A 13485-nucleotide genomic window follows, 5' to 3' on the forward strand; every position below is an offset into this window, starting at 1 on the left:
ACCCCCTCCGCCAGCACTGGATAAGTATACAGTCAACCTGCAAGGATTCAATGGCGTGGCGCCAGGAATATTCGCGCCCCGTTCCGGGCGGCGCTGAAATCAACGCAATTTATTCACGCGCATCTTGATAAAAAAACAGACAGTGATAATGTTGCGCAGCGATAGCGGAATTCTCCGATTATGCAAGTCACAAGCGCCGTCGGGCGTTGCAGTTTAACCCCCTCATTATCAAGGGAAAAAGAATGGGCAAAATCGCACTTTTGTTTGCGATGATTCTTTTGCCGGCCCTCAGCATGGCAAGCACGCCTGAACCTGCGCAGCCACTGGCGCCGGTCAGCAAAGAGTTAAAGAAACAGCTGTTGGGCACGCCGGTCTATATTCAGATCTTTAAAGAAGAACGCACGCTGGAGCTGTACGGCAAAATCGGCAACGAATATCGTCTGCTCGACAGCTATCGCATCTGTAATTTTTCCGGCGGTCTGGGGCCAAAGCGCCGTCAGGGCGATTTTAAAAGCCCGGAAGGTTTTTACAGCGTGAAGCTGAGCCAGCTGAAGCCGGACAGTCGCTTCTATCGCGCCATTAATATTGGTTTTCCCAACCAGTACGATCGCGAGCGCGGCTATGACGGTAAATATTTGATGATTCACGGCGCCTGCGTCTCCATCGGCTGCTATGCGATGACTAACGCCTATATGGATGAGATTTTCAGCTACGTGGACGCCGCCCTGCGCAATGGTCAGCCGGAAGTCGCCGTCAGCATCTATCCCTTCCGCATGACCAAAAGCAATCTGTATAACCACCGCAACTCCTATTACGCCAGCTTCTGGCAGGAGCTGCAGCCGGGCTACGCGTACTTCGTTGAGCATCGCCAGCCGCCGACGATGGTGGTCAACAACGGCAAATATGTGCTGAACGCGACGCCGGTCAGCGGCACGCCTGCCGCCTCCCAGTCATTCCTGGCGCTCACCCAGACAAAATAGCTGCCATTCGCCTGGCGCAATGCGGTGCCAGGTTTCATTGCCGGTTAACGGCTGCGTCGCAATCACCGTGACCACGTCATTCGGCGTGGTCTGCTTCTGAAAATCGATCTCCACATCCTGATCCAGCAGCTTGGCTTTGCCGAAAGGCGCGCGCCGCGTTATCCAGAACAGATTGGTCGAGCAGTAGGCCATCAGATAACGCCCGTCCGACAGCAGCATATTAAATACCCCTTTCTGCCGCAGCTCCCCGGCCAGTTCAGCAATATAGCGGAACACCGCTGGCCAGTTGCCGGGCGTGCGCGGATAGCGCGTCGCCAGCTTATGCAATAGCCAGCAGAACGCCTTTTCGCTGTCGGTTTCGCCTACCGGGCGAAAATTGCCGGTTTCCAGCCGGCGATAGCCGTTAAGCTGACCGTTATGAGCGTAGGTCCAGTGGCGGCCCCAGAGTTCGCGGGTAAAGGGATGGGTATTCTCCAGCGACACCTGCCCGCGGTTGGCTTGACGAATATGCGCCACTACCGAACAGGATTTTATCGGGTATTCCTGCACCAGCCGCGCAATCGGCGAACCATAGCTGGGCTGCGGATCCTTAAAGGTGCGGCAGCCTTTATTTTCATAAAAGGTGATGCCCCAGCCATCTTTATGCGGCCCGGTGCCGCCGCCGCGCTGCACCAGCCCGGTGAAGCTAAAGCAGATATCAGTTGGGACATTAGCGCTCATACCGAGCAGTTCACACATAGTCGGAGCCTCCGGCGCGATTTAGCGTCGATTATAACCAAACAGCAGAGGAATACGCAGCGATGAAAGCGAACGGAGAGGCGGCAGAAACGGGCCGCGCCGGGGATGACGCGGCAGCCTTTACGACGAACGCGCCGTTATTTTTTTTCCATCTCTTTTTCAATCAGCAGCATCAGGATATGGATCACCTTGATATGGATCTCCTGGATGCGGTCGGCATAGCCGAAATGGGGCACGCGGATTTCAATATCGGCGCTGCCGGCCATTTTGCCGCCGTCTTTGCCGGTCAGGGTAATGACCTTCATGCCCTGCGCGCGCGCCGCTTCAATCGCCTTGATCACATTCGCGGAGTTGCCTGAGGTCGAGATGCCCAGCAGCACGTCGCCCGCGCGCCCCACCGCCTCAACGTAGCGCGAGAAGACGTAATCGTAGCCGAAATCGTTGCTGACGCAGGAGAGATGGCTGACGTCGGAGATGGCGATAGCCGGATAGCCGGGACGGTTTTCGCGATAGCGGCCGGTCAGCTCCTCGGCAAAGTGCATCGCATCGCAGTGCGAACCGCCGTTGCCGCAGGAAAGCACCTTGCCGCCCGCCTTAAAGCTGTCGGCCAGCAGCACCGCGGCACGCTGAATCGCGTGAATATTTGCGTCTTCGCTCAGGAATTTATTTAGCGTATCCGCTGCTTCGTTAAGTTCTGAACGAATAATATCCTGGTACATAGGGATGTCCTTTGGATGAGAAAGAGTCAGCGCAAGTTTACCGAAATGGTAATAACCCGCAAAGCGCTACGCGGCGAAGTGTGCGATTTACCTAAAGTTAGCAGCGGAGTGTGAACCAGGTTGTAATTATTATGTTATATGATTGCTAAAAAATAATATCTGCTCTAGATCTGTACTCAGACCAACAGGTCAGACCTCTTACTTGATACGGAGCGGTTCATTATGATGGTTCTTTCTGTTCTTGCGACGCTGGCGCTGATCGGCGTGCTTTTCTGGCATCGGGTTTCGCTGCCCGCCAGCAGCGCGATTCTGCTGCTGTGGACGGCGGCGATGGCGCTGCTCGATCTCTGGACGCCCTGGCTGCTGTTGCCGCTGGCTATCGTACTGCTGCCTTTCAACCTGCCGGGGCTGCGCCGTTCGCTGTTCTCCGCGCCGGTGCTGCGCACCTTCCGTAAAGTGATGCCGCCGATGTCCCGCACCGAAAAAGAGGCGATCGAGGCGGGCACCACCTGGTGGGAAGGCGACCTGTTTCGCGGCAACCCGGACTGGAAGAAACTGCATAGCTATCCGCAACCGCGTCTGACCGCCGAAGAGCAGGCGTTTCTCGACGGCCCGGTGGAAGAAGCCTGCCGCATGGCGAACGATTTCCAGATCACCCATGAGATGGCCGATCTGCCGCCGGAGCTGTGGGCATACCTGAAAGAGCATCGCTTCTTCGCCATGATTATCAAAAAAGAGTATGGCGGCCTGCAATTCTCCGCTTACGCGCAGTCACGCGTGCTGCAAAAGCTGGCAGGCGTCTCCGGTATCCTGGCTATCACCGTCGGCGTACCGAACTCGCTCGGTCCTGGCGAACTGCTGCAGCATTACGGCACCGACGAACAGAAAGATCGCTACCTGCCGGGCCTGGCGCGCGGCGAAGAGATCCCCTGCTTTGCGCTCACCAGCCCGGAAGCAGGCTCCGATGCGGGCGCCATTCCCGATACCGGCGTGGTTTGCATGGGAGAATGGCAGGGGCAACAGGTGTTGGGTATGCGCCTCACCTGGAACAAGCGCTACATTACTCTGGCGCCGATCGCTACCGTGCTTGGCCTGGCCTTTAAGCTGTACGATCCCGACCATCTGCTGGGCGACAGCGAAGAGCTGGGCATCACCTGCGCCCTGATCCCGACGCAGACGCCGGGCGTTGAGATTGGCAAACGCCACTTCCCGCTCAACGTGCCGTTCCAGAACGGCCCGACGCGCGGCACGGATATTTTCGTACCGATTGATTACATTATCGGCGGCCCGAAAATGGCGGGTCAGGGCTGGCGGATGCTGGTTGAGTGTCTGTCGGTAGGCCGCGGCATTACCCTGCCCTCTAACTCCACCGGCAGCCTGAAAAGCCTGGCGCTGGCGACCGGCGCCTATGCGCGTATCCGCCGCCAGTTCAAAGTCTCTATTGGTAAAATGGAAGGCATTGAAGAGCCGCTGGCGCGTATCGCCGGTAACGCTTACGTAATGGACGCCGCGGCCTCGCTGATTACCTGCGGCATTATGCTCGGCGAAAAACCAGCGGTGCTCTCAGCGATTGTAAAATATCACTGCACCCATCGCGGTCAGCGCGCCATCATCGACGCGATGGATATCGCCGGCGGTAAAGGCATTATGCTCGGTAAAAGCAACTTCCTGGCGCGGGCTTATCAGGGCGCGCCGATCGCCATTACCGTGGAAGGGGCCAATATTCTGACGCGCAGCATGATCATCTTCGGTCAGGGCGCTATCCGCTGCCATCCCTATGTGTTGCAGGAGATGGCCGCCGCCGAACGCAACGATCTTGCCAGCTTCGACCGGGCGCTGTTCAGCCATATCGGCCACGTAGGCAGCAATGCGGTGCGCAGCCTGTGGCTCGGCATTACCGCCGGACGCAGCAGCGCCTCGCCGACGCGCGACGCCACGCGCCGCTACTATCAGCATCTGAACCGCATCAGCGCTAACCTTGCCCTGCTGGCGGATGTTTCGATGTCGGTGCTGGGCGGCAGCCTGAAACGCCGCGAGCGCGTCTCCGCGCGTCTGGGCGACGTGCTGAGCCAGCTCTATCTCGCCTCGGCGGCGCTGAAGCGCTATGACGACGAAGGGCGCCAGCAGGCGGATCTGCCGCTGCTGCACTGGGGCGTGCAGGATGCGCTGAATCAGGCGGAGGATGCGATTGACGATCTGCTGCGCAACTTCCCTCACGCCGCAGCCGCCGCCATACTGCGCCTGATGATTTTCCCGGCGGGACGCCACTGCCGCGCGCCGTCCGACCGTCTCGATCATCAGCTGGCGAAGCTGCTGCAGACGCCCTCCGCCACGCGCTCGCGGCTGGGGCGCGGTCAGTATTTAACGCCGGGCGAGCATAACCCAGTGGGGCAGCTGGAGGCCGCGTTGCAGGATATTATAGCGGCAGAGGCGATTCACGAGCGTCTGAGCAAGCAGCTGAAAAAGCATCTGCCGTTTACCCGCCTTGATGAGCTGGCGCAGCGCGCTTTACAGGAAGGTTGGATTAGCGCGCAGGAAGCCGGAGTGCTGAAACAGGCCGAGGAGAGCCGTTTGCGCTCGATTAACGTCGATGAGTTTGCGGCGGATGCGCTGGCAACCCAGCCGGTAAAGCCGCAGCAGGCGCCGCTGCGCAAGAGTGAAGCGGCCTGATAATAAGACAGAGCGCCACACATCGCGTTTTGACCGTTCGTGGCGAACAGCAAAGCGCTAACCGGGCCTGGGCAATTGCTCAGGCCCTTTTTTAGCTGCCTGTTCGGCAGTGGAGCAGATATTTCATAGCCATCTGCATCGTGTTCGCTTCTAAGCTGCCTGTACGGCAGTGAACATCCAGCCGCCCGCGATGATACTGACCATCACGTTTCTGAGCTGCCTGTCAGGCAGTAAACCCTGCGCTGAATGTTATCGACGATTCGTTTATCTTTCCGGCTGCCTGTACGGCAGTGAACTGTTGAAAATATCGGTATTCTGCCAGATTTTCAATAATTTACTGTCTTACTTCAGTAAAAATCCCCTTTCTTTTGCTTCAGCTGACACGGCCGAAATTCAGTCGCTTATCGCTATGGCGAAAAAAGCCCGCCGCAGCGGTTAAAACCAGGGAACCGTAGCCTGCGCGCTCAGGCCATAGGCGCTAAAATCACCTTCGCTGGCGCTATCGCGTAGCGGACCGTGCGCAATAAACAGCGGAAAAGCCTGACCGGTTGAGGCGCTTTTCAGCTGCACGTAAGGCAGCTGGCTGCGCTGCTCGGCTGAAACGCTAATCTGCCGGCGCGCCTGCTCCTCGCTCAGCCAGCCTTTTTTAACCGAGCGCCGCCGCAGCCGCTCAGCGCTGCTTTTAACCTGCACGCGCCTGACGGTCCGATAGCGCACCGAAGGCGGAACCGGACAAATTTCACCCAGTTCGATATGGTCGCGCATTCCTTTCAGCCACGGCTGCTGCTGCAGAAGCGCCAGATCGTGCGCTGAACCATGCAGGCGCAGCGTATTGCCCAAATCGCCCTTCACCTGCGGGAAGCTGACGCCCACCCGCTGGCTGTTAATCTGCACCAGCGCCCGGTGCAGCTTGGCAAACAGCGCCGACATCAGTTGCTGAAGCGAAAACTCCGCATCGGGCAGCAGGCGAATATCCTGATAGTGATCCATATGGCTTATCATTCTCCTTTCTCGCCAAACACGCCGCCGCGAATCAGCGTCGCCATCACGTAGTGCTGCTGCTCTGCCGCCGGCTGCTCGCCTTTTGTTACCCAGCCATCAAGCAGCGTGTAAAAATCCATTTTTGCCTTTGGCTGACGGTAGGCTTTACCACGGCTGGTAACGGAGCCGTAAGGTTCAACCGCTATCGGCCCCAGTTCGTGCTCTGCGGCATCGGGATACCAGTCGTCGACAGTACGCAGCGCATTGCCGATTTTTTGCGAGTGCATCGCCGCAATACCGTTCACCTGATACAGCACCTTGCTCTTTTCGCTTTTCTTATCCAGCAGCAGCTCCTGTGAAGGGAAAACCTCCTGACCCCGGCCCAGGCGCGCAAAGGCATCGATCTCAAAGAAGGCGAAGCTTTCACCGCTCAGCCCCTGCTCAATTTCCCCGGCCAGCTCGGCCAGATCGCCGGTCGGCGTCCTGAATTCACGCAGCCCGTAATCCCAGGCATTAAATATCCAGCGTCGACTTTTGCCTTTAATGCACACCTGAATCTCTTCAGCGCCGACGCGGTTACGCCACAGAAAACGCGCGTTCGCCAGATTTTGCGCATAGCGCCCCGCCAGCTCGGCCAGGCCGTGCTGTTTGATATAGCCATGAATAATGCCGCCCAGCGCCGCCTGGTAATCCTGATCGTTACATACCGACGGCACCGCAAGGTTGCCCAGCACGCGCAGGGTAAAGCTGACTTTCAGCGTATCGGCGTCAAACGGCAGCGCGGCCACGTCAACCCGCTGTAGATTCGCCTTTTGTATATCCGCATCCAGCTTGGTGGGATCGGTGTTCAGGGCGTTTTTTAAGCGATTGGAAATGGTGCCGCGCACCGCCTTTTCCTGAATCCGGATGGGCTGCCAGCTATCCTGCCGCCAGTTGCCGGCCAGCATAATCGCATCGGAATTTGACAGCTTGCGCTCAAAGGCCAATACGGAAGCCGTTTTTACTGTTTTTTTCACCATGAAAATGTCCTTGAAAAGGCTTTTAATCAAAATCGATATCGTTGTAGTCCAGCTCTTCAACCTGGCGCTTGCTCTGACACAGGTAGTGCCCATCCTGATAGTGGTAGCGCCACAGCAGCTCATCTACATCATTGATGCGATGCACGCCGCGCCACTCGCCAACGCCGTAGACGGCCTCAACAAAACGAAACGGCTGGGCAGGATCGCGCGCGTTTTTCACCTCGCCCGGCGCATACAGCGGCGAGATCCCCTGCCAGCCGGTCATCAGCGGCACCAGAAAGCCCGCCGCCGGCTTTGGCGCTACGCGCCAGGCGGCAACGCCGTTCTTTTCCGGCTGCGCCACCATTTTCAGCGTGGCGAAATCGAGCCAGGCATCCAGCATTTCTGCCTGCGGTTGCTGCTGCTGTAGCTCTTTGAAATGCCGCTCCAGCAACGGAGCGCGATCGAGCAGAGCAAAGCCGGGCATCAGCGGCCACAATAGCCTTTTAAAGGCGCTTTCCGTTTCCGGGCGCGTCGCCACCGATATACGCGCAATATCGGTGATGCTGCCAGCCGCCAGCCGCAGCGTCGGGCAGATCTGCTGAAGTTTTTCACACAGGCGGTTAACGCCATGTTCGCCGTCGGCGATCATGCCTTCGCACTCGATTACCAGCGAAACCGTCATATGCATCCGCCCCTCTTCATTAAAGGGCGCGGTTTTCGCTTCTCTGGTGAGGGGATTGCGCGTCAGGGCGAACTGATAGTCGCGCGACGTGCGGCAGGCGTGAATCTGATAGTCATGGCAGATAATGCCGCAGCCCGTCAGCGCCAGTTTTTCCGCCGTCAGCCTGAGCGACAGCGCATGAGTAAAGCCGAGAAAGTGCGTAACGGCCGGAAAGCCCCAGGTCAGCCCGGCGATAGCGTTGGCATTTTCCACCCGCACGCGCCGTAAAATAATCAACGAGCTCATGCCAGCACCTCCCTGAGCATTTTCTCGCATTCGCGCATGCGGGCTTTAAACAGCGGTTTGGTGCGCCATTCACGATGTTCCGCTTCGCCGACGGTTAATTGCTCATCCTTTAACTGTGCGTTCAGCCAGTAGGCAAAATCCCAGGCGATGCTATCCTTCCACGCTTTCGCTTCCCGCTCCTGACGAAACGCCTCATCGCTTAACGCCCGGCGCGGATCGAGCCATAACTGACAGGCGCGCTTTAAGCAGCAATCTTCCCGCCGGGTCCAGCCGGCAATCTCCTCATCGTTTTGCAGGATCACCACATAGTTAAAAATAATATCGATAATGGTGTCGATATAGAGATTAATTTGCTGGCGATCCCGTGCGGTATTGGTTTTAACCGTCAGCAAGTAATTCTTTAACTGCGCGACCGGCGTTTTTGTTAAATAGGTAATATCGCCTTTACGGTTAAAAATAGAGGCCTGCTTTAACGGCAGCCGGCGGGAAGATTGCCAGCGCGGCGAAGCGCAGCTTAATAAAAAAGCTTTGCCGCCGCGCACGCTGTTTAAAAAGGAAATATTCTGGGGTTTGGTTCCGCCAAAATTAACGACTGCCGTATCATTAAAAAAGATGCGCGGCTTCTCGTGCCATTTTTTTGCCTTGAGCGCTTCTCTTATCGCCTTACTTTCTTCGCTAAAACGGGCATCGCTAATGCGCTGCTGGACGGCATGCGCCAGCGACGTCGCGAACAGCGGGCTTAACAGGTGCCAGCGTTTTTCACCCACGGGAAAATAAACCTGTTTGGCACGTTTATGGCTGGCCGGCGCGCTATTTTCCAGCACGCTTTTAAAACCCTGCGCCCAGCTGGCGCACTGCCGATCGTCGCGGGCAAAAAAGCGGAGCGCGCTGTCGTCATTGCGCTGAAGCGCGGCGATGAGCGAATCGCCGCAATGTTCCGTTTGTAACAGTTTCGCCACATCCAGCGCGGCCGCATTACCGGAAATATCTATATTACGCCGCGTTAAAGATGCCGTAGAAAGATAGCCCGTCAGCATCGCCTGTTCATCCGGTTCATAATAAATATTGCTGCCTTTGGCATCGCTGTGGGTAAATTTTATCGCATGCGTTACCAGCGCGATCTGCGCCGCACGGCGTGCCGCATCGGTTAACCACGCCTGAGGCTGATAGCGTTCCGCAATATCCGCCTGCTCTTCCATCAGCTTTAAACGCTGTCGCTCTATTTCCGCCTCTGATTTCAAGCTGGCGATTTTTTTAGCGGCTTCCCTTTCCACTATTTCCAGCCTGGCCCGCCTGCGCTGGTTAATATAATGTTGAATAAACCAGGCGAGACTACTTTCATCCATAGCCTGCTCCTCTACAGCATTTCAGTCTGTGGCAATTAAATTGATTATTAACAGGGAAAAAGTGATTAACTATTAGTTTGCAGCGTTGATAAACCAGCCTACAGGGCTATGAATAAAAATAAGGAAACGGGTTAATAAAATCGACATATTATGTAATTTATTAAGCATTCTCGGCATAGCCTCTTACTACATGAACTCTTAATGCCGGCCATAATAAAATCACAGCATTTTCCCCGCAATAGATTTACGCCTAGTAAAACTAGGGGAATGTGCAAAGATCTGTTTCCAGAAATTTAATCTTTCCGGCGCTGCTGATAAAGATCCTGACAGCGATCCTTTGGCGCCCGCGCATAAAATCCGCCTGTCGCGGAGAGAAAATAAACCCTGCCTTAATTACATTTTCTGCCAGATACTATTAGAATAGGGTAACTGCCGTCAGGCAGCTCAGAAATAGTAAAACGTATACTGCCGTACAGGCAGCCTGGAAATATTTAGCAGCGCCCGCAGACCGTCGCGACGATTTATCGCCGTACCGGTTGTCCCGCAGGGTATTTTGCGCGTAGCTATTGCCGATTTTGGTTCGCTGCCGCGCAGGCAGGAAAAGTCACAGGGAAAAGATGCTGCCCGCGGGCCGATCGCCGCGCTGGCAAAACAGGGCAGGCGCGCCGGCGGTTCGTTCAGCCGGGCGCGCCGAACACTCCTAAAAACGGATCAAAGTACCAGCCTTCATCTTGTCTGAGCGGCAGAGATATTTCGCCAAACGTCTGGCTTACCTCGGCAAGCGTCATATTCATCTCCTCCGCCAGGCGCTGATAGAGCCGATCGTAGCGCAGCTCCAGCCAGGGGCCGCAGCCGGCGGCAAACGCGTAGCGCGCCCGTTGAAAAGCGATCGCTTTCCAGCCCGCGTCGCCCTCATCCGGCACCGCCCATTGCAGCTTATTTTCTTCTGTCAGCCGCAGATAATATTGCGTATCCGGCTCCGAATAGCGAAACGGCGTACGGCGCTGTAGCTCACAGCTCCATGTCGCTTCGCTGCGCCACCAGAGCGCCGCGCAGAAACCGGCTGGCTTTCCAGGCGTTCCGCCCAGCTCAGCCCGGATACGCGCGTGTTCCAGCACGCGCAAGTCGCTGAATAGCGTTCCTTTGCTTAGCTGCGGCTGCTGAATAGATGGGATCGCATCGATCCGCGCCATAAATTCTTCCGGCAGCAGATCCTGCAGATCGTGACTATGCAGCCTGAAATGTCGATCTTCGAAACCGGGACGACAGCAGGCAAAGGTTTTGCCGCGCAGGGCGCGATAGTTTTTACGCAGCAGATGAATATTTGCCGTAGCGGGCCTGACCGCACAGGGGCGATGCCGCCGTACGCGCCCCGCCAGCTGCACTATCGATCGTACCGAGCTGGGTTCGATAATCGCCCAGTCATAGTCGTGATCGCGTCCAACCTCAGCAACGGCAGTCGCCAGGACGACAAAAATATGTTTCTGCTCCGTATAGCTTTCCAGCCGCCCGGCGATTTCCGGCATCTGCCAGATCGCTTCCGGCTGATGACGCATCAGCACGCGATCGAGGCTGCTTTCAATACTGGAGCGCCCCGCCAGCGGGTGCTGGCCGTGATAAACGCAATAGTGGATGCGGGTATTTTCCGGTGCGCCAAGCGTAAACAGCTGCTGCGCCACCGCCGCCAGCGGATTGATATTTGCCATGCGGATCAGACCAACGGAAAGCTCTCTGCCGGCAGCGCGGTGCGTTTGATGATGCTCAGCGTGCAGCTGCAGTAGTGAAAGGTGCAGGCGCTGCGCCATGGCTCGGGTAACCGCCTCGATAGTGCGATCGGCTGGCGTAACGGCTATTAATTCACCGTACCTTTTGATGGTATTGCGCTGCAGATGCTGAACGCGTCGGCTGACAAAAGCCGCATGGGCGACGCTGAAAGTTTTACCGTCGGCGATATCCTGCGTCTGAACCGGCGCCTTTTCATCAAACCAGGCGCAGCAGATTGCCGGCGGCGTATCGGCAGCGCCGCAGGCCTGCTGATAATAAGCCCGCCCGCTGCGGTAGGCGGCGAACAGCGCCTGCACCTGCGCCGGCGTAAAAGTGGCGGATGACAGCAGTACGCGACAGCCCAGCATTCCCGCCCAGTTAACCAGCCGGCAGAGCGCATGCCGATCGTTACCGTCAAAATCATCCGGCTCATCCAGCACTAAATCGGCGGTGAGCAGCCGCAGCATCGGCGCAATCTGCTTACTGCCGCGTACCCCTTCGGTGGCCGGAATAATATGATCGATAGTGGTTACCAGTACCGGCGCGTTAAGCAGCTTATTTATTTTGTCATCTTTAGTTAGCCACTGGCTAAGCCGCACCGTATTCAGGCTGCCTTCATAGCGGATATGATGAGGTTCGGCGTAAAGCTCCTCCGCTGCGGCGCTGCCCGCTGGCGCTTCGCTATCGCTGTTATCCGCTCCGGATTGCGCCAGCCCGTAAAGCTGCTGTATCGCAGGCGATCCGGTTAGCACCGCCAAATCGCCGCTATTCAGCTTCAGCCTGGCCTGCAGCGCGCTGCCGGTTTGTAACGTCAGCGTTCTCAGCCCCAGCGCGACGGTAAAACGACAACCCTGTTTTTCATCGGCCAGCGCGTACATGATGCGGGCATTCGCCAGGGTTTTTCCACAGCCGGTTGAGGCCATATTGACGCCAAAGAACCCCTGACGCGCGGCGCGCGGCGCCAGCGCCCTGGCGGTTTCATAGGCTTTATCCTGCCAGCGGAAACGCTCTTCGCTGCTGCTCTGCTTAAAGCTGCGATGGCGGACGATAGCGGGCAGGTTTTTGCGGATATGCGGCAGATGCCGCCCCAGCAGCCAGGCGTGGTGCGCCACGCCGGTCAGATGCTCGTCCAGCCGCTGCTTAAGGCGTTTGCTTTGACTATCGCTATTAGCATGCGGCGGATAACTTTTATCGTGCCAGCCCGCCTGCGGCGGCTGCGCGGAGTAGTAGTGATCCGCCAGCATCAAACAGAGGCGCGCCATATGCGCGGTAAACCGCTGATCGAGATGCGCATACTGCTCCAGCGGCGCATGTTGCAGCGCCCGCATGGCAAACTTACGCGCTTTCTGGCGCCACACCGCGCTACGCAGCGGCGTACCAGCGGGAAATGTCCAGTTCAGGGCGTTTTCTTTATCCTGCGGCTTAAAGCGGGAATTCCAGGAGGAGGTTAGCTGGTGGGTTAACCAGCAATCAATATATTCCAGCGGCGGTTCAGGCCCGGTTTCACCTCTGTTACCGGGCAAATGGTGATGCGAGAGAATCAGCCAGGCAAGGGTGCGCGCCAGCGGCGGCAGCGGCAGAAACGGATTGGCATATGGATCTGTATCATCACGCTGCAGGCGGGCCAGTAGTTCAACTTCATCCTGCTCCTGCAGCTGGCTTAACGCAGTCAGCCACTCAACATCGCTGCGGCCGGCAACAAACGCGCAAAACAGGCGCAGCGAAACCCATTCATGGCGCCAGGACTGGCCGCCCTTTACTTTCTGCCGCAGCAGCAGTTGAAAGAGCTGATTCGCCTTACCAAAATCATGAAATAACGCCGCCAGGGCCGCCAGCAGGCAAATCGTCGTACCGCTGCGCCAGCTATTTTCATCGCCCTGACGCAGGCTCTCACTGCTGGCTGTGTCAGACGGCACCGCTCCGCCAGCATCAAAACGGCGCAGGTTGCCTGCTACCCATAACAGTTCAGTTTGCCCGGCGCTTTTAATCCGATAGCAGGCAACCGCGGTATTACGACGAGCCGTTTTACGCAGCTGCGTATATAAGACGGTTAACGCTTCACGGGTGATGGTTGCTTGCCAGCGGCGGGCGCCTTTACGTTCGGCAAACCGATCGAGAATGCGGCAGGTTTCCGCAAGGGCGCGTTTATTGCATTGCGATACCAGCAAAATATTCACGCTTCACCCTGCCCTGTCGGTTATGCCACCGTTTGCCATGAAAACCAGCATAATATCAAGCGCTTCAGCTGGTGCAAACCTTCACTTTGCGCCAGCGTCGGCGAGATGCCCGCTGTGGTGCCGGCGACTGGCCGGTTCCTGT

At 57.2% G+C, this 13485-nt stretch carries 9 protein-coding genes; 2 read left to right on the plus strand and 7 right to left on the minus strand.

The genetic code is table 11. The annotated features are described in order from the left end of the window. The first annotated feature begins 242 nt into the window (after positions 1-242). Positions 243-980: a peptidoglycan meso-diaminopimelic acid protein amidase gene (gene dpaA / locus FKM52_RS14525; protein ID WP_141176890.1), complete on the plus strand. Its 738-nt coding sequence runs from the start codon at positions 243-245 to the stop codon at positions 978-980. Here the strand turns inward: dpaA and FKM52_RS14530 are convergent. Next, the gene (locus FKM52_RS14530) at positions 951-1718 is read right to left on the minus strand and encodes a class II glutamine amidotransferase (RefSeq protein ID WP_141176891.1); all 768 of its coding nucleotides are present in this window, start codon (positions 1716-1718) and stop codon (positions 951-953) included. The genes dpaA and FKM52_RS14530 overlap by 30 nt on opposite strands. Positions 1719-1855: 137 nt before the next feature. Beyond that, positions 1856-2437, minus strand: a complete 582-nt coding sequence (lpcA, locus tag FKM52_RS14535) for a D-sedoheptulose 7-phosphate isomerase (protein ID WP_141176892.1) — start codon at positions 2435-2437, stop codon at positions 1856-1858. A gap of 222 nt (positions 2438-2659) precedes the next feature. On the opposite strand from lpcA, the gene fadE reads away from it, so the two are divergent. Beyond that, complete coding sequence (gene fadE, locus FKM52_RS14540; RefSeq protein WP_141176893.1) at positions 2660-5107, plus strand: acyl-CoA dehydrogenase FadE; 2448 nt, start codon at positions 2660-2662, stop codon at positions 5105-5107. A 435-nt stretch (positions 5108-5542) separates the two neighbouring features. Here the strand turns inward: fadE and cas6f are convergent, their stop codons facing one another. The 5 genes from cas6f to cas3f all read right to left on the minus strand — a co-directional run bounded on the left by cas6f (position 5543) and on the right by cas3f (position 13343). Continuing rightward, positions 5543-6097 (minus strand): type I-F CRISPR-associated endoribonuclease Cas6/Csy4, encoded by a 555-nt coding sequence (gene cas6f / locus FKM52_RS14545; protein ID WP_141176894.1) that lies wholly within the window; start codon positions 6095-6097, stop codon positions 5543-5545. An 8-nt stretch (positions 6098-6105) separates the two neighbouring features. Next, positions 6106-7107, minus strand: coding sequence for a type I-F CRISPR-associated protein Csy3 (gene csy3 / locus FKM52_RS14550; protein ID WP_141176895.1), 1002 nt, complete (start codon positions 7105-7107; stop codon positions 6106-6108). Between the two features lie 22 nt (positions 7108-7129). Further along, complete coding sequence (gene csy2, locus FKM52_RS14555; protein WP_141176896.1) at positions 7130-8056, minus strand: type I-F CRISPR-associated protein Csy2; 927 nt, start codon at positions 8054-8056, stop codon at positions 7130-7132. Next, the gene (csy1, locus tag FKM52_RS14560; RefSeq protein ID WP_141176897.1) at positions 8053-9402 is read right to left on the minus strand and encodes a type I-F CRISPR-associated protein Csy1; all 1350 of its coding nucleotides are present in this window, start codon (positions 9400-9402) and stop codon (positions 8053-8055) included. Before csy1 ends, csy2 begins: the two co-directional genes overlap by 4 nt. Positions 9403-10079: 677 nt before the next feature. Further along, positions 10080-13343 carry a type I-F CRISPR-associated helicase Cas3f gene (cas3f, locus tag FKM52_RS14565; protein ID WP_141176898.1) on the minus strand — a complete coding sequence of 1088 codons (3264 nt, stop codon included), beginning with the start codon at positions 13341-13343 and terminating at the stop codon, positions 10080-10082. Positions 13344-13485: the final 142 nt, after the last annotated feature.

This window comes from Mixta tenebrionis, assembly GCF_006517625.1.
Taxonomy (GTDB): domain Bacteria; phylum Pseudomonadota; class Gammaproteobacteria; order Enterobacterales; family Enterobacteriaceae; genus Mixta; species Mixta tenebrionis.